General features: G+C 73.8%; 16 protein-coding genes. 5 read left to right on the forward strand and 11 right to left on the reverse strand.

The window, feature by feature from the left end; translation table 11 throughout:
* Position 1: 1 nt before the first annotated feature.
* On the forward strand, positions 2-742 hold the full coding sequence (locus tag AC3AQ1_RS07465) for a GNAT family N-acetyltransferase (protein WP_199916555.1): 741 nt from the start codon (positions 2-4) through the stop codon (positions 740-742).
* Here the strand turns inward: AC3AQ1_RS07465 and AC3AQ1_RS07470 are convergent.
* Positions 695-3,448, reverse strand: coding sequence for a hypothetical protein (locus tag AC3AQ1_RS07470; protein ID WP_108718473.1), 2,754 nt, complete (start codon positions 3,446-3,448; stop codon positions 695-697). The genes AC3AQ1_RS07465 and AC3AQ1_RS07470 overlap by 48 nt on opposite strands.
* Positions 3,449-3,945: 497 nt before the next feature.
* On the opposite strand from AC3AQ1_RS07470, the gene AC3AQ1_RS07475 reads away from it, so the two are divergent.
* Positions 3,946-5,802 carry an ABC-F family ATP-binding cassette domain-containing protein gene (locus AC3AQ1_RS07475; RefSeq protein ID WP_108718474.1) on the forward strand — a complete coding sequence of 619 codons (1,857 nt, stop codon included), beginning with the start codon at positions 3,946-3,948 and terminating at the stop codon, positions 5,800-5,802.
* Here AC3AQ1_RS07475 and AC3AQ1_RS07480 read toward each other — a convergent pair.
* From AC3AQ1_RS07480 to AC3AQ1_RS07495, 4 genes are all read right to left on the reverse strand, one after another.
* Positions 5,744-6,736, reverse strand: coding sequence for a cation diffusion facilitator family transporter (locus AC3AQ1_RS07480; protein WP_234417880.1), 993 nt, complete (start codon positions 6,734-6,736; stop codon positions 5,744-5,746). The two genes, AC3AQ1_RS07475 and AC3AQ1_RS07480, sit on opposite strands and share 59 nt — an antisense overlap.
* Positions 6,733-7,032 carry a hypothetical protein gene (locus AC3AQ1_RS07485; RefSeq protein WP_370445336.1) on the reverse strand — a complete coding sequence of 100 codons (300 nt, stop codon included), beginning with the start codon at positions 7,030-7,032 and terminating at the stop codon, positions 6,733-6,735. Before AC3AQ1_RS07485 ends, AC3AQ1_RS07480 begins: the two co-directional genes overlap by 4 nt.
* A gap of 29 nt (positions 7,033-7,061) precedes the next feature.
* On the reverse strand, positions 7,062-7,430 hold the full coding sequence (locus AC3AQ1_RS07490) for a type II toxin-antitoxin system VapC family toxin (RefSeq protein WP_108718475.1): 369 nt from the start codon (positions 7,428-7,430) through the stop codon (positions 7,062-7,064).
* Between the two features lie 287 nt (positions 7,431-7,717).
* On the reverse strand, positions 7,718-8,854 hold the full coding sequence (locus AC3AQ1_RS07495) for a carboxylate-amine ligase (protein WP_108718477.1): 1,137 nt from the start codon (positions 8,852-8,854) through the stop codon (positions 7,718-7,720).
* Positions 8,855-9,307: 453 nt separating this feature from the next.
* Here AC3AQ1_RS07495 and AC3AQ1_RS07500 point away from each other — a divergent pair, with 453 nt between their 5' ends.
* Together AC3AQ1_RS07500 and AC3AQ1_RS07505 are read left to right on the forward strand one after the other, a co-directional pair.
* A complete protein-coding gene (locus AC3AQ1_RS07500; protein WP_108718478.1) occupies positions 9,308-10,012 on the forward strand; it encodes an HNH endonuclease family protein in 705 nt (234 codons plus the stop codon).
* Positions 10,013-10,151: 139 nt separating this feature from the next.
* A complete protein-coding gene (locus AC3AQ1_RS07505) occupies positions 10,152-11,345 on the forward strand; it encodes a cobalamin-independent methionine synthase II family protein (RefSeq protein WP_108718479.1) in 1,194 nt (397 codons plus the stop codon).
* A 19-nt stretch (positions 11,346-11,364) separates the two neighbouring features.
* On the opposite strand, the gene AC3AQ1_RS07510 is transcribed toward AC3AQ1_RS07505, so the two are convergent.
* Together AC3AQ1_RS07510 and AC3AQ1_RS07515 are read right to left on the reverse strand one after the other, a co-directional pair.
* Entirely contained in the window at positions 11,365-11,895 is a 531-nt protein-coding gene (locus tag AC3AQ1_RS07510) for an NUDIX hydrolase (protein ID WP_108718480.1), read from the reverse strand.
* Positions 11,896-11,932: 37 nt separating this feature from the next.
* A complete protein-coding gene (locus tag AC3AQ1_RS07515; protein WP_108720064.1) occupies positions 11,933-12,328 on the reverse strand; it encodes a YchJ family protein in 396 nt (131 codons plus the stop codon).
* A 185-nt stretch (positions 12,329-12,513) separates the two neighbouring features.
* Between AC3AQ1_RS07515 and AC3AQ1_RS07520 the strand changes: the two genes are divergently transcribed.
* The gene (locus tag AC3AQ1_RS07520) at positions 12,514-13,461 is read left to right on the forward strand and encodes a resuscitation-promoting factor (protein WP_108718481.1); all 948 of its coding nucleotides are present in this window, start codon (positions 12,514-12,516) and stop codon (positions 13,459-13,461) included.
* 169 nt (positions 13,462-13,630) lie between these two features.
* Here the strand turns inward: AC3AQ1_RS07520 and AC3AQ1_RS07525 are convergent, their stop codons facing one another.
* From AC3AQ1_RS07525 to AC3AQ1_RS07540, 4 genes are all read right to left on the reverse strand, one after another.
* On the reverse strand, positions 13,631-13,801 hold the full coding sequence (locus tag AC3AQ1_RS07525) for a CsbD family protein (protein WP_108718482.1): 171 nt from the start codon (positions 13,799-13,801) through the stop codon (positions 13,631-13,633).
* Between the two features lie 98 nt (positions 13,802-13,899).
* Positions 13,900-14,514 (reverse strand): DUF3618 domain-containing protein, encoded by a 615-nt coding sequence (locus AC3AQ1_RS07530; protein ID WP_108718483.1) that lies wholly within the window; start codon positions 14,512-14,514, stop codon positions 13,900-13,902.
* On the reverse strand, positions 14,511-14,930 hold the full coding sequence (locus tag AC3AQ1_RS07535; RefSeq protein ID WP_108720065.1) for a phage holin family protein: 420 nt from the start codon (positions 14,928-14,930) through the stop codon (positions 14,511-14,513). The genes AC3AQ1_RS07530 and AC3AQ1_RS07535 overlap by 4 nt, the downstream gene beginning before the upstream one ends.
* Positions 14,927-15,817, reverse strand: coding sequence for a hypothetical protein (locus AC3AQ1_RS07540; RefSeq protein ID WP_108718484.1), 891 nt, complete (start codon positions 15,815-15,817; stop codon positions 14,927-14,929). Before AC3AQ1_RS07540 ends, AC3AQ1_RS07535 begins: the two co-directional genes overlap by 4 nt.
* Between the last annotated feature and the right edge of the window lie 162 nt (positions 15,818-15,979).

The following is a 15,979-nucleotide window of genomic DNA, read 5'->3' on the forward strand; positions in this document are numbered from 1 at the left end:
GATGACCGCGCCAGCTCTCACCCTGACCGACCTCACCACGCTCGAGGACGACCCTGCGCTCCTCGCGGCCACGTACGAGCGCGTCCTGCGCCCCTCGTTCACGCTCGACGAGCTGCCCGGCCCGGAGGGCGTCCAGCCGAACGGGGGCCACGTGCTCACGGTCGCGCGCGACGCGTCCGGCGAGCCCGTCGGCGCCGCGTTCTGCGAGCTCGACCCCGACGGCGTGAGCCTCCTGGAGTACCTCGCCGTCAGCCCGGCAAGCCGCGGCCTCGGCGCGGGCGGTGCGCTGCTCGCGCACCTGCGCGAGCTGTGGCGGGCGCGCGGCTGCGGCCTCGTGCTCGCCGAGGTGCACGACCCGCGCGGCCACGCCGAGGACACCGACGAGCACCCCGAGGCGCGGCTGCGCTTCTACGGCCGCGCGGGCGCCGAGGTGCTCGACGCGCCCTGGGTGCAGCCCGCGCTCGGCCCGCGCGGCGAGCGCGTGCCCGACATGCTCCTGCTCGTCATGCACCGGCCCGACGGCGACGGCGACGCCGAAGCCGACGCCGAGCCCACGGTCCCGAGCGCCCCGGTCCTGGCCTGGGCGCGCGACTACTTCGAGGTCTGCGAGGGCCACGCACCGACCGACGCGGCCCAGGACCCGCGCGGCGTCGCGCTGCTGGACCGGATCGGCGCCGCGCCCGCACTGCGGGTGCTACCGCTCGCCCGGTGGCGCGAGGTCGCCCCGCTCGCGCTGGACTGACCGCACCCGACGGCGTCGCTCGCGTTCGCCGTCGGACACTCGCCACGCGCGCATCCCGAGCCAGAGGAGCAGGCCGGCGACGGCGACGATCGCCACGGTCTCGGCGACCCACCACACGCTCAGCCCGACGATCCCGACCGCGTCGTTCACCCAGCCGAACAGGTCGATGAGGCCGACGACGGCGAGCACCGCGAGCAGCACCTCGAGCGGACGCTGCCGGGACTTCTCCGCCCGCTCCGCCTGCTCGGCCTCGGCCGCGCGACCCTCCTCCTCGGCGAGGGCGCGCTCGTGCCGGTGCTCGGCGTCAAGCCGCTCCTGGAGGAAGCGCTGCGTGCTGAGCGCGGCCTGCACGGTGGCGCCGAGCGAGCGCTGCAGCTCGGCGACGCCGTTGAGCCCGATGAGGTGGTAGCAGACCTCGCGGCCCTGCTGGTCCTTGGACAGCACGTGCTCGTTCGCGCGGTCCACGAGCAGCTGCACGTGCCGGATCGCCTCGCCGAGGCGTCGCTCGGCGTCCTCGAGGTCGGCGACCGCGGCGTGCGTGGCGCCTGCCGCATCGTTGCCGGCGAGATGGCGCCCGGCGTCGTCCACCACGCTGCGCAGCCACTGCTGCCGCCGCCAGAACACGCCGATGAGGCTCGAGGCGAACTCCGCGAGCGCCTCCGTCTCGAGCACCTGCCAGTGCGGCGCGGTCGGCCCGAACACGGCGGTGAGGTCCCCCGCGCACCAGATCAGCTCGCGCCGGATGCGCCCGGCCAGCGTCCGGCGTGCCCGTACCTCGGGCGACGGCGACTCGTACGTCACCCACTCCAGCGCGCTCTGGGCCAGCGCACGCTGGGCGGTGAGGGCCGTGGTCACGCCGAGCACGCCGTCGAGCGCGGCGACGTCGACCAGGGCGCGGCGGCCACCGCCCGCCGTCACCGCCTCGGCCCGGCCGACCATCACGAGCACCTGGCAGTAGCGGGCGAGGAAGCCCTCGACGATGCCGAGATCGCGGTCCAGGTCGGCGGGCGGGCTGCCGACGAGTCGGTGTGCTGAGCGCGCGACGTCCCCGACGATCCGCGTCGCGAGGCTCAGCAGCGTGCCGAACTCCTCGGAGTCGAGAGCGCCGGGCGTGCGGGCGCGGAACCGGACCTGCTCGGCGCCCGCGAACTGCCCGCCGCGGCGCACGGCCTGCTCGAGGTCGTGCGCGTTCCAGCGGCGGTGCTCCGCGCCCTCGACTTGGGTGTCGGTGCCGACCCGGATCCGCACGTAGTGGTTGCCCATGCCGCTGAGGCGCAGGTCGACGTCGAGGCCGACGATCGTGACACCGTCGGCCGTCTCCAGCACGAGCTCGTGGTCGGGGAACACGACGCGGAACGCGCGGTAGTCGCGGTCCTGCACCCAGGTGGAGGCGAGCCAGCCGTCCGAGCGCGGCGCGTCGTCGATGACGACCGGCACCCCGGCGAGCGTCTCGATCGGCGAGGAGCCGCCACCGCCCGCCTCCTGGAGCGCGGCCATGAGCTCGCGGCGCACGTCCGTGGCCGACCCGGCGACGGGGAGCCCGAACGGGTAGAGGTAGGTGACGTCGGCCGCGACGAGCTCGAGCGTCTCCAGGTCCGGGCGCGCGCAGTACGCGGCGGCGGCCTCCAGCGGCGCCCGGTGGGCGCGCACCTCCGTGGCGAAGACCGACCACTGCCCGACGTCGGAGTCCTCGAAGGCCCGGCACGCCTCGGCTGCCCGGGTCAGGCGGTCGGCTACGGCGGCGTCGTCGGTGCGCGTGCCGAGGTTGGCCAGGAACGCCTCGCTCGCGGGCGCGATCTCGTCGGCGAGCAGGGCGAAGTACGGGACGGTGCCGGTGAGGTCGTCGAGCACGAGCGCGAGGAGTGCGTCGAGGTGCGCCGCGAGGTCCTCGGGAAGGCCGCCGCTCGACTCGGCGCCGTCGGCGCCGTCGGCGCCGAGCCGGCCGCTCGCCGCCACACGACCCCGCAACTCCGCCGCCTCCTCCGCGGCCGCGGCGAGTGCCGCCCTGGCCGCGCCGGCGGTGCGCCGCACGGCCGTCACCGCGCACGCCGCCATCGCCTGCTCGACGTCGAGCTGGCGCTCCACCGCCCCGAGGAGGTCGACGGCGAGCCCCACGACCTCGTGGCACATCAGCGCGTCAGGGGCTGAGGCCGGCTCCACGGGCATCCCCGCCCCGACCGCCTCGAGGCCGCGCCGCATCGCGCGGACCTCCGCCGCGACCACCGAGTACTCCCAGAACACGACCGTCTCGCAGGACACGAACACCGCGAACGTCGCCCGACAGCGGGCGCCACGCGCGGTATCGGCGGGCGGGAGCAGCGTCACGATGCGGTCGAACACGTGCGCCACGACCGTGTCCCAGTCCACCGGGTCGCCGCCTTCGGGCGGCGCGATCTCGAGCTCGGCGGAGATCACGTCGACGTCCTCGTCGTAGACCGCCTGGCTGAACCGCGCCCACAGCCGCAGCACCAGGTTCACCACGCTGTTCCCGTCGGGGTCGACGAGGTCGTCGATCTCGCGCCCGAGCATCGTGCGCAGCGCCCCGGCGTCGCGCCGGCGCAGGTCGCGCCGGACGGGCGCCCATCCCTCGGTCTCCAGCGGGTCGTGGGACCGGCCCGTTGTCAGCGGATCGCTCGCCCGTGGCGAACGTGCGTGCCCGACGTCGAGCTCGCCGTCGTCCGTTCCCTCGCCTCGTGCGTCCGGCACCCTGGCCTCCCCGTCCCCGCGACGACGCCGCACGGCCGCCCCCCGACGGCCGTGACGTCCGTGCTGCGCAGGCTAGCGGAGCGGGCCTCCGCGCGGTCGGCGCCAGGGTCCCGTACGCGTGGGCGGACCTGAGGTGGACGCGGCGGTCGCCATGTCCACGTGAGACGCGCCGCGGGGGTCGTAGCCGCGCCTGAGGTGGACGCGGCGGTCGCCATGTCCACGTGAGACGCGCCGCGGGGGTCGTAGCCGCGCCTGAGGTGGACGCGGCGGTCGCCATGTCCACGTGAGACGCGCCGCGGGGGTCGTAGCCGCGCCTGAGGTGGACGCGGCGGTCGCCATGTCCACGTGAGACGCGCCGCGGGGGTCGAAGCCGCGCCAATTCCCTTGCCGAGAGCCCTCGGCGCGCCTACGGTCGAGCGGTGCTGAGCTGACCCGAGACGTCCCCTCCCGCCGCGGCGCCCTCGCCCGCGGGACTCGACTCGACCCCCGGGTGACCCATGTCAGCTCTCTCTCCCTCCTCCTCCGGCGCCGGTTCAACAGGCGTCTCGCTCGCCGGCGCGTCGCAGTCCGACGCCCAGCTCCGCCTCGACGGCGTCTCGCTCGCCTTCGGTGACCGCCGCGTGCTCACGGACGTGTCGTTCGCCGTCGGGCCGGGTGAGCGCGTCGGCCTCATCGGCGAGAACGGCACCGGCAAGAGCACGCTCCTGCGGCTCGCCGCCGGGCTGCTGCGGCCCGACTCGGGCAGCGTCGCGCTCACGGCGCCCGGCGGCGCGACTCCGCGGGTCGGGCTGCTGCACCAGGAGCCGCCGTTCGCGCCCGGGAGCACGGTGGCGCAGGCGCTGGAGTCCGCCGTCGCGCACCTGCGGGACGCGCAACGAGACCTCGACGACGCGGCGCACGCCCTCGCCGTCGCGCACGACGACGACGCCGCGAGCACCGCCTACGCCACCGCGCTCGCCCGCGCCGAGCAGCTCGAGGTCTGGGACGTCGACGCCCGCGTCGCCACGATGCTCGCGGCGCTCGGCCTGGCGGACGTCGAGCGCGCGCGCCCGACCGACGGCCTGTCCGGCGGCCAGCGCGCCCGGCTGTCCCTGGCGTGGGTGCTGCTCAGCGCGCCCGACGTGCTGCTGCTCGACGAGCCGACGAACCACCTCGACGACACCGCCACTGCGGCGCTCACCGGACTGCTCGCTCCCTGGCGCGGACCGGTGCTGCTCGCGAGCCACGACCGCGCATTCCTCGAGGAGGCCGTCACCGCGCTCGTCGACCTCGACCCCGTGCCGCTGCCGCACGCCGTGGCTGGCCCGCTGGTTGCCGACGGCGACGGGTCGGGGATCGGCGTCACGCGATTCACCGGGAGCTACCACGACTACCTCAACGCCCGGCTGGACGCACGCGAGCGCTGGGAGCGGCGGTACGCCGAGGAGCAGGCCGAGCTCAAGCGGCTGCGCGGCTCGCTGCGCGAGGCGCACGTCGTGGGGCACCCGGGGCGCGAGCCGCGCTCGGAGATGCGGGGCTCGAAGAAGTTCTACTCCGACCGCAACGCCGCCGTCGTGTCGCGCCGCGTGGACGACGCACGGGCGCGCCTGGACGCGCTGACGGCCGACCAGGTACGCAAGCCCCCGGCGTGGCCCACGTTCCGCGGGCTCGACGGCGAGGCCGGGCTCGGGCGTGAGCGTGGCGGCAGCGGCGCACGCGCCACGCGCCGCCGCACCTGGAGCGGCCCGGTGCTGAGCGCGACCGGCGTCGGCGTCGAGGGCCGGCTCGCGCCGGTGTCGCTCACCGTGAGCGCCGGCGAGCGCTGGCTGATCACCGGTCCGAGTGGCTCGGGCAAGTCCACGCTGCTGGCGGTGCTCGCGGGCGACCTGGCACCGTCGTCGGGCTCGGGCCACGCGGCCGGCGCGCTGCGCGTCGGGCTGCTCGCGCAGGAGACGGCGCTGCCGGATCCTCACGGCCGCGGGCCGGGCCGGACGGCCCGCGAGGCGTACGCCGACCTCGTCGGCGAGGAGCGCGCCGAGGCGGTGCCGCTGGCGACGTTCGGCCTGGTCGCGGGACGGGACGAGAACCGCCCGGTGGCCACGATGTCGGTGGGCCAGCAGCGCAGGCTCGCGCTCGCCGTCGTGCTCGCCGATCCACCGGACGTGCTGCTGCTGGACGAGCCGACCAACCACCTCTCGCTCGTGCTCGTCACGCAGCTCGAGGATGCGCTCGGGCGCTATCCGGGCGCGGTGGTGGTCGCGTCTCACGACCGCTGGCTGCGGCGCGGGTGGACCGGGCTGACGTTGGACCTCGGCGTCAGTACCCCGGATCCTGCCCCGGCAGGATCGGCATTGCGCCCGGCGCCGACAGCGTGAGGAACGCCCGCGCCACCCTCGGGTTGCTCTCGATCCGGTCCTCGATCGCCTGGTGGCGGACCGCGAGCTCGTCCTCCTTCGGCGAACCCACGTGGTCCACGGCGGCGATGAGCAGGACGCGGTCGGGGCCGACGTACTCCAGGTGCAGGAACGTCACCGCCTCGACCTCGGGGGTGTCGAGCAGGCGTTGCAGCACCCAGTCGCGCACGGCCGGGTTCACGACCTGCCCGGTGAGGAAGTCGAGGTTGCGCCGGATGAGGAACACCGCGACGACGCCGAGCAGCACGCCGACGAGGATCGACCCGATCGCGTCGTACACCGCCGAGCCCGTGAGCTGGTGCAGTCCCATGCCGAGCGCCGCGATGACGAGACCGATCAGCGCTGCGAAGTCCTCGAAGAAGACGGCTCGCAGGGTCGGGTTCGACGTGTCGCCGATGTAGCGGAACGAGTGCACACCGATCCGCCGCGCCTCGGACCTGGTCTGCCGGTACGCCTGCCGGAACGACGTTCCCTCGAGCGCGGCGGAGAACGCCAGCACGACGTAGCCGATGAGATAGTCCTCGCCCTCGCCCTGTGCGCCGAGCTGCTGGATGCCGTGCCAGATCGAGACCACGGCTCCGACGACGAACAGGCCGAACGCCGCGATCATCGACCAGACGTACGCCGACCGCCCGTAACCGTAGGGGTGTCGCGCGTCGAACGGCCGCACCGCGCGTCGCTCGGCGATGAGCAGGAAGACCTCGTTGCCCGTGTCGGCCCAGGAGTGCGCGGCCTCCGCGACGAGAGACGCGGACCCGGTGAGCGAGGCCGCGATCGACTTCGCGACGGCGATCACCGCGTTCGCGCCGAGCGCGATCAGCACGGTGAGGAGACTCTCTCCGCCCGCCTTCTCAGGCGTGGGGGGCGGCGCGACGGGTGGGATGTCGGCGGTCACGGCGTGGTCCCCTCGTCGCGCGTGGTGGCGCCCTCACGCGGTGGGGCCGCGGGCGCCTGCGAGGAACCTACCGGCAGCGCGTCCAGCGCCGCCCGGACGGCGTCGCACTCGCGGTCGCCGAGCACCACGAGCTCGACGCGCCCGACGGCGAGCACCGGCGTGGTCGTGAGCGTCGCCACCGCGAGGCGTGCGGCGTCGACGCCGCCGCCCCCGCGCATGCGCCGGTTCGCGGCGTTGACCGCGACGTCCACGCGCCGGCGCGTGATGTCGCCCTGCACGAGCACGAGCTCCGCCACGGCGCTCATCCTGCCCCCGCGGCGGTGCCCTACCGGATCTGGCGGACCGCTTCGCCCGAGCCCCAGGCCGAGTCCGCGGTGAGCACGGTCTCGCCGAGCCGCACCCCCAGCGCGAGACAGAACCTGTCAGCGAGCGACAGACCCGATCCACGCTTCCACAACCGCGCTGCCTCGACTCCATCGGCGGCCGACGCGTCTTCGACGGCCAGGCCGTAGCTCGCCAGCAGCGCGGCGGCCACGTCCCAGTCGCCACCCGCCGCCGAGACCTTCTGCGCTACTTCCGACCAGTTGACCGCACTGCAGCGCGCACCCTCGTCCAGAGCTCGCTCCACGACGCCGCCCCCCGCTTCGTCGCCCAGGAACGCGAGAACTGCTGACGCGTCAAGCACGACGGTCACGCGCCGTCCTCCCGCGCCGCGGCCACCCGTCGCTCAGCGAGCAGAGTGTCGACAAGGTTTGCGTCACCAATCTGGCGACGCAGGTGTGCTCGTGCTTGCGCTCGGGTCATGACGACGACCCCGAAGGGCGTTTCGGTGAGCACAAGCGGTGTGCCTTCCGCGAGACCGCTACGAGCCCTGAGCTCGGCGGGGACGACGAGACGGCCCCGGTCTCCCATCGTTACCGCATACGTCCCACTCACCTTACGATGATACCAACAAGAGCGCGCAAGTGGGATATCTCGACCTCACGCCATCGTCACCTCGTGCGCGCGGCCGACCACCTCCGCGAGCGAACCCGTCTCCGCGAACCACGCACGCTGCCGCGTCGCGCCGTCACCGTCGCGCAGGAGGTGCGCCACGCCGTCGTGCACGAGGGTGCGGTCGCCGCTCGCGGTGAGCGCGGCGTCGACGTGCTCGAGCAGCTGCCCCACGACCTCCTCGGCGGGCAACGGCGTGAAGGACACCGGCGAGACGAGCTCTCCCGACAGCCCGCTGCGGGCGGCGCGCCAGCCCATGAGGCGCAGCACCTCGATCCGCACGTCGGGTGCAGGGGCGTCGGGCTGCGCGGCGGTGTCGGCCAGCGCGCGCACGAGCGCGGCGAGCGTCACGGCGTGCTCGACGGCGAGCGTCACGTCGCTCACCCGCACCTCGACCGTGGGGTAGCGGGCGGACAGGCGCGCGTCGAAGTAGACCATCCCCTCATCGAGGATCGCGCCGGTCGCGAGCAGCTGCTCGACCGTGCGGTGGTAGGCCTCGGGCGAGCCGAAGGCGTCGGTGGGGCCCGCCGTCGGCCATCGCCGGAAGACGAGCGAACGGTAGCTGGAGTAGCCGGTGTCCTCGCCCTGCCAGAACGGGGAGTTGCTGCCGAGGGCCACGAGCACCGACAGCCACGGGCGGATGCGGTCGAGGATGCGCACGCCCTCGTCCTCGTCGCTGATCCCGACGTGCACGTGCGCGCCCGAGGTCAGCTGCTCGCGCGCGGTCAGCGCGAGCAGGTCGCGGATGCGCCCGTACCGCTCGCCCGCGCTGCCCACGGTCGTCGCGGGCAGCGGGGACGTGCCGATCGCCACGATGCGTGCGTTCGCCTGGGCGGCGGCGTCCTGCGCCCGACGGCGAGCCAGCCTCAGCGCGTCGGCGACCGCCGCGAGGTCGGTCGCGGGGGGTGTGGAGATCTCGACCTGCTGCTCCTGGAGCTCCGACTCGAGGGTCGTGGTGGGGTTCGGGTCGGCGCCCGACTCTGCGTCGGACTGTGTGTTGGCCTCGGCCGCGTCTGCAGTCACGGCGCTGGCCGCGGGCGTGGCGAGCACCGCACGCGAGCGGGCCACCGCCTCGCCGTGCTGCCCCACCAGCAGGTACTCCTCCTCGACCCCCACCGTTCGCATGGGCCTACTCTCCCCCACCGGCGCCGTCGTGCCGGACGGGGTGGCCCGCGGGCGGCCTGCGTGTGCACATTGACTGGAGGTGTGTGCGCCTTGACTGGTCAGATCCCCTGGCCGCTCTCTGCGCCCGACCCCCATGCCGCTGACCTGCGGCAATGCGACGCCCCTCCGGCGTGATCGGATCCGACCAGTCAATGTGCACGGGCGACCAGTCAAAGCGTCCAGCCGATGATCGCCTACCGGCTGTTCGGGCGCCGTCAGTTCGAGAAGCAGTACCACGTGCTGCTCCCCGACGAGGAGGTGCCGCGGACGCTCTGAGTTCCACCGCGGCGCGGGCCGCACCGTGGAACCATCGAGGGCGTGCCCGCCGCGCCATCCCTCCGCCCTCCGCGGCAGCGGTGGCAGCTGAGACAGCCGCAGCAGCGGAGACCGCGGCGGTCGCGGCGCTGGTGGCCCATGGCGGGCGCGGTCGCGCTCGTGGCAGTCCTCGCCGTCGGCCTCGCGCTCGGGCGGAGCCTCGCCACCAGCACCGCACCCACCCCGGCCCCCGGCACCGCGCTCGCCGCCCTGGCCACGCTCGACGTCGGCGCGGAAGACCCGTTCGACGGCTACGTCCGCGAGTCGTTCGCCTGGCGCGAGGACGTCGACCGCAACGGTTGCGACACCCGCAACGACGTCCTGCGTCGCGACCTCACCGAGCTCGACATCCGGGAAGGCACGAACGACTGCAAGGTCGACTCCGGCGTCCTCCTCACCGACCCGTACACCGGCACGCGCATCGACTTCGTGATCGGCACCGGTCCCTCCTCCGACGGCGGGATCCAGATCGACCACGTCGTCGCCCTCGCCAACGCCTGGGTGACCGGGGCGCAGGGCTGGAGCGAGGACACGATGGTGCAGTTCGGCAACGACCCGCTGAACCTGCTCGCCGTTGACGGTCCCGCAAACCAGGCCAAGGGCTCCGGCGACGCGAGCGAGTGGCTCCCGCCGAGCACCGCCTACCGGTGCGCGTACGTCGCGCGGCAGATCGCCGTCAAGGACGCCTACGACCTGCGGGTCACGCCGTCCGAGCACGACGCGATGGCCGACGTCCTCGCCACCTGCCCCGACGAGCCGCTGCCCACGCGCGCGGCGACGCAGACCCCGCGCGGCCTCCCCTGACCCGGTACGGACCGCACCCGCCGTCCCACGCTGCGGACGGCGCACGCCGCCCGCGCGACCGGGGCTCGCCGTCGTGGCTAGGGTCGTTCTGGACCGATCCTTACCACCCCCACCGCTCCACAGCAGGAGGCCTCGCGCCATGACGACCATCGCCACCACCACCGCCGGCTCGCTGCCGCGCACCGACGCCCTCATCGCCGCGAACGCCGCGCGCACCTTCGAGGACGACGGCTTCACGCTCCGCTCGACGCCCGAGGTGCAGGAGCTCACGGCACAGGCCGTGGCCGACGTCGTCGCCCGCCAGCGCGAGGCCGGCATCACGCTGGTCGGCGACGGCGAGTTCGGCAAGGCGATGTCGAACGCCGTGGACTACGGCGCCTGGTGGTCCTACTCCTTCCAGCGCGCCGCCGGCCTCTCCCTCACCGAGGTCAACGCGTTCAACGAGCCGCCCGTGCGCTCCGAGCCCGGCGCGATCCGCCTCACGAGCTTCCTCGACCGCCGCGACCGCCAGCTCTTCCCGGCCGTCTACGCCGAGGCCGTCGAGGTCGGCTCGGGCGCCACCGCCTTCCCCACCACCACGGGCCCGATCTCCTACCGCGGCCACGACGCCGTCGCCTCCGACATCCGCAACCTCAAGGCCGCGCTGCACGACGGCGAGCAGGGCTTCCTCACGGCGATCGCCCCGGGGTCCGCGGCGCGGGTTCGCAACGACTACTACGCCACCGAGCGCGAGCACATCTTCGCGTGGGCCGACGCGCTGCACGAGGAGTACAAGGCGATCACCGACGCCGGCCTCGTGGTCCAGCTCGACGACCCCTCGCTCGCGGAGAACTTCGACCAGATCAACCCCGAGCCCTCGATCGAGGACTACCAGGCGTTCACCGCGGTGCGCGTCGAGGCGATCAACCACGCGATCGCGGGGCTGCCGAAGGAGCTCGTGCGCCTGCACCTGTGCTGGGGTTCGTGGCACGGCCCGCACACCACGGACGTCGCGCTCAAGGACATCCTCCCGGTCATCCTCCAGGCGAACGTCGGCTCGATCTCGTTCGAGGCGGGCAACGTCCGCCACGAGCACGAGTTCGGCGCCTGGGCCGATGCCGCGGTGCCGAACGACCTCGTGCTCGTCCCGGGCGTGGTGAGCCACGCGACCAACGTCGTGGAGCACCCCGAGCTCGTGGCGCAGCGGATCCGCCGGTTCACCGACATCGTCGGCACCGACCGCGTCATCGCCTCCACCGACTGCGGCCTCGGCGGCCGCGTGCACGCGGACATCGCGTGGGCCAAGCTCGCCTCGCTCGGCGAGGGCGCGCGGCTCGCCGGCGTCGCGGGCTGAAATCGGCCGAACCTCGGCGCTACCCGCTGTAGCGGGCCTCGTCCGGCCGCCGCGTCTCACCCACGTGGGACGCGGCGGCATCGACGACGGCGAGCTGGCCTTTCACCAGCTTCTCCCGTGCGACCTGGGTCGAGACCCAGCCCACCCGGTCGATCTCCGGGACGTCGACGAACCGCCCCGAGCGCGGCGGCCACTCGAGCGGGAACGTGTTGCTCCGGAAGTCGGCCAGCTCCCACCGGTGCTCGCTCCCGTCGACCAACGCGTGCTCGACGGCGAGGAACGCCTTCACCCGCTTGCCGCCGGTCTGGCGGAACTCGCCCAGGTCGACCACGGGCCGGTCCGGCGGCCAGACGTAGCCCGTCTCCTCGGTGAGCTCGCGACGGGCCGCCGCCTCCGGCTCCTCGTCGTCGAGGTACTCCCCCTTCGGGATCGACCAGGCGCCCACGTCCTTGCGCGCCCAGAACGACCCGCCCATGTGGCCGATGAGCAGGAGCGGGCCCGCCTCGGGGTCGTCGCGCACGACGAGCAGCGCGGCGCTGCGCCTCACCACGGGCGGCTCACGTCGAGGCGGCTCACGTCGAGGCGGCTCACGTCGACAGGATGTCGCCGTCGACGTACAGCCACGCGCCGTCCAGCCGCACGAACCGGCTGATCTCCTCGAGCACCTCGCGGCCCGTCTCGGTGCGGTAGGCAGCGCGGAAGTGCACGGTGCCGGCGTCGTCGTCGGCTCCCCCGGCCACCGTGTCCACGACCTGCAGGCCGACGAACGTGACGCCGTCGGACAGGTCGAGCACGCTCGGCGCGGTGCCCGGGTGCCAGGTGCGCAGCACGTGATCCTCGTCGCCGAGGGCGTACGCGGTGTACCGCGAGCGCATGAGCGCCTCGGCGGTCGACGCGAGCCCACCCGCGAGGAGCGGGCCGCAGCACTCGGCGAACGGCCGCCCGCTGCGGCACGGGCAGCGCGGGGAGTCCTCGGTGCTCACGCGCACACGGTACGACTCCGACGCCGCCCGCCGCGCGGTTCCCACCCGCCGAGAAGCGAGCCCGTGTGCGCCGTGTGCGCACCCGCGGGCGAACCTGGGCACGTCGCGCGAGATGCGTCACTGCGAGTAGCCGCGTCGTGATCATTTCGTTACCGTGATCCGATCCCCCGCGAATCGAGGAACCCGTGAGCGCTCGCCCCTCCGCCCGGGCCGTCAAGGCCCTCGCCGGCGGCGTCGTCGTCGCCGGACTCGTCGCAGCGACCGGAGGCGTGGTGGTCCGCGGGATCGCGCACCAGGCGGCCGAGTCCGCCGCGGAGCAGGACACCACGAGCGCCGACATCCCGCTCCTCAACACCACCCTCGCGGCCGACGACGTCGTGCACGTGACGCCCGACCCGGCCTCGCGAGGCTCGGCGCGCACGGCGCTGGCCGACGGCGATGCCGTCACCTTCGCCGTCGTGGTCGACGGCGAGACGCGCGAGATCACGACGGCGGCGGACACGCTCGCGGACGCGCTCGCCGAGGCGGACATCGAGCTCGGCTGGGACGACACCGTCTCCGTCGACCTCACCACGCAGCCGCAGGCCGGCGAGCAGGTCACGATCGGGCGCGGCACGATCGAGTACGTCACCGAGCAGACCACGACGCCGCACGCCGTCGAGCAGCGCGAGACCGACTCGCTCGCCCTCGGCGAGACGCAGGTCGTGCAAGAGGGCGTCGACGGCGTCGCCCAGACCACGAGCCAGGTCACCAAGGTCGACGGGGTCGAGACGGCGCGCACCACGCTCGTCTCCACGCAGCTCACGGCCGCGGTGCCGGAGATCGTGGAGGTCGGCACGAAGACCACCGCGTCGACCAAGCTCTACACGCTGAGCGAGTTCATGAGCGCCGGCGTCGTGAACTGGAACGGCTACAAGTTCACCTACTACTCCCAGAGCGTGCTGCCGGGCGGCGGGCTCGTCATCCCCGGCCGGCACGTCAACGCGGACGGCTACGTCGCCGACGCGGACGGCTACATCGTGCTCGCGTCCAGCACGCCCAAGGGCACCGTCATCGACACCCCGTTCGGCGCGCAGGGCAAGGTGTACGACCGCGGGACAGTCGGCAACCACTTCGACGTGTACACGCGCTGAGCGCCGACGGCGAGCGGCGGCGCCCGGACACCTCACCACGCGTTCGCGCGGTGGTCGACTAGCCGAGGCACGGCATGCACGCGAAAGGGCGAGCGACCTCTCGGTCGCTCGCCCTTTCGCAGCGTGGGAGCGGCGCGACGCCAAACTCCGGTGAGCTCCGCCGACAGACCTACTTCAGGTCGTCCTTGACGTCCTCGGCGGCCTTCTTGGCCTGGCCGACCGCCTGGTCCTTCACGCCCTCGGCCTGAAGGCTCACGTTGTCGGTCGCGTCGCCGATCTTCTCCTTCGCCTTGCCCTTCAGGTCCTGTGCGGCGGCGCCGATCTTGTCGTCGAGTCCCATGGATTCTTTCCTCTCAGTCGGTACTGCAACGTGCTCTAGCGGATCCTGCGGGTCTTGCTGATGCTGCGTCTGGTTCGATCGTGCCCCGGATCGGGCGGTTAAGCGAGGGCGTCCTTCGTGCTCGCAGCCGCGCCCTGGGCGCTGGCCTTGACGTCCTGGGCGGCCGAGGCGCCCTGGTCCTTCACGACGGCGACCGACTCCTTCGCCTGCTCGGCGACGGACTGCGCGGATTCCTTCGCGGAGTCGAGCAGCCCGTGGGCAGCGTCGGTGAGCGCGTCCTTCGCTGCGGCCGCCTCGTCGCTGTCCTTCACCTTCGTCGCAAGCTCCTGCTCCTTGCGGCTCGCCGGGATCAGCGAGGAGACGAGCAGGCCCGCGCCGAAGCCGATGAGGCCCACCGCGAGGGGGTTGCCTCGCGCCCGCGAGCGCACGGCGTCGGGCGCGTTGCCCACCGCCTCGCGGGCCGAGTCGGCAACGCCTCGGGCGCTGTCGACGGCGGACGACGCGGCGTCGGATGTGCGCGCCTTGGCGTCCTCGGCCGAGCCGAACACGGCGTCCTTGGCGTCGGAGGCGAACGCCTTGATCCGCTCGCCCTGGCGCTGCGCGACGGCGGCGGGGCTCACCTTCTCACCGAGCACGTCGACGTCGTTCGCCACCTGCTGGCGCGTTCGGTCGATCTCCGCTCGGATCTCGTCGGGGTCGTTGCTCGTAGTCATGACGTCTCCTGGTGTCCCTTGAGGGCGTTCGGAATCTTGCTGACGGTCTCGGCGGTCTGCGGGATGCCGTCCGCAGCGGCGAGCTGCTTCTTGCCGACCGTGTAAAGCACGAGGGCCACGATCGCCCACACCACCGCGACCACCACGGCGGACCACGCGTTGCCGATGAGGTAGCCGAGCCCCCACCACGCCGCGATGGACAGGAACATGAGCACGAAGTGGCCGGCCACGCCCGCGCCCGCGAACATCCCGGCGCCCTTGGAGGCGTGCTTGACGTCCTGGGTGACCTCGGCCCGCGCCAGCGCGATCTCCTGACGCACGAGGGTTGAGACGTCGGCAGTCAGCCGCCCGACGATCGACCCGAGGGAGTCGTCGGTGGTGACGGGCGGCGGCGTCGCGCCGTACGGGTCGGTCACCACGGGGAGCCCGGTCGGTTCGGCGCGGCCGTCTCCGGATCGACCGCCAGGGCGTCCGCAGGCGACGACAGCGTGTCGCCGACCGCGTGGCGACCGGGCAGCGGCGCGACACCGAGGGCGCCCACCGCGGGCGTGCCGTACGAGCCGGGCGTGCGCGCACCCGTGACGGCGGAGCGGTCGACGGCGGGCCGAGCGGCAGGCGTGGACGGGGCGTCCTTGAGGGCGCGGGCGAGGCGGCCCACCACGACGCCGGCGCCTACCGCGATGGCGAGGAAGGTGAGCGGACGTCGTCGCGCGAAGTCCTGGACGTCCTCAAGCACGCCGTCGATGTCCCGATCCTCGAGCCAGCTCGCCGCGCCACCGAGCCGATCGCCGGCCTGCCGCGCGAGGTCGGCCGCCATGCCCGGCTCCTGGGCGCCCTCGGCGAGCGAGGAGAGCTCACCGGACAGCGCGCGCAGGCCGTTGGCTGCGCGATCCTTGCCGGTGGCGGACTGCTCCCGCACGGCATGCGCCGCCTCGTGGAGCAGTGAACCCGCCTGGTCCTTGGCCTCCGTGGCCACCTTCCCGGCCTCGGACGCCGTGGTCCCGAGCACGTCGGACGCGGACGCCTTGGCGTCTTCGACGACTCCGGCGGCCTCGTCCTTCGCCGTGCCGGCCGCCTCGTTGGCCTTCGCCTTCACCTGCTCAACGGCGCCGCCGGACTCGCCCTGGGACGTGGCCGAACCGGTCTCGGGCGGGAAAGAATAGCCGGTCGCCGCCTCCGGTTCGGCGACCGGAATGCTCTCCGGCCCGCGCTCGATGTCGTCCTCGAGGGGGCCCGCCGGGGCGTCCCCGGGCCGGCCGTACGGGTCGGGCGTGGCCCCGGGCGGGGCGTAGGGGCTGCTCATCGTGTCTCCTTGCTCGTGCCAGCACCCGCCGCACCGAAGCGGGCGACGAGACCTGCGCAGTTCTTCGGGATTGTCCTCACGTCGACCCGAGGCGGGCGCGGAGGAAGGGGAGCGGGTCGCACCGACGGACTCAGGCGCGCCTGCAGTTCGAGGAGCGGAGCC

Source organism: Miniimonas sp. S16 (assembly GCF_057748195.1).

Excerpts from the sequence above, each read along its gene's own strand:
- AC3AQ1_RS07540 (WP_108718484.1), bottom strand. The coding sequence starts at position 15,817 with ATGAGCAGCCCCTACGCCCCGCCCGGGGCCACGCCCGACCCGTACGGC.
- AC3AQ1_RS07500 (WP_108718478.1), top strand. The coding sequence starts at position 9,308 with ATGGCGGGCGCGGTCGCGCTCGTGGCAGTCCTCGCCGTCGGCCTCGCG.
- AC3AQ1_RS07505 (WP_108718479.1), top strand. The coding sequence starts at position 10,152 with ATGACGACCATCGCCACCACCACCGCCGGCTCGCTGCCGCGCACCGAC.
- AC3AQ1_RS07475 (WP_108718474.1), top strand. The coding sequence starts at position 3,946 with ATGTCAGCTCTCTCTCCCTCCTCCTCCGGCGCCGGTTCAACAGGCGTC.
- AC3AQ1_RS07530 (WP_108718483.1), bottom strand. The coding sequence starts at position 14,514 with ATGACTACGAGCAACGACCCCGACGAGATCCGAGCGGAGATCGACCGA.
- AC3AQ1_RS07495 (WP_108718477.1), bottom strand. The coding sequence starts at position 8,854 with ATGCGAACGGTGGGGGTCGAGGAGGAGTACCTGCTGGTGGGGCAGCAC.
- AC3AQ1_RS07525 (WP_108718482.1), bottom strand. The coding sequence starts at position 13,801 with ATGGGACTCGACGACAAGATCGGCGCCGCCGCACAGGACCTGAAGGGC.
- AC3AQ1_RS07465 (WP_199916555.1), top strand. The coding sequence starts at position 2 with ATGACCGCGCCAGCTCTCACCCTGACCGACCTCACCACGCTCGAGGAC.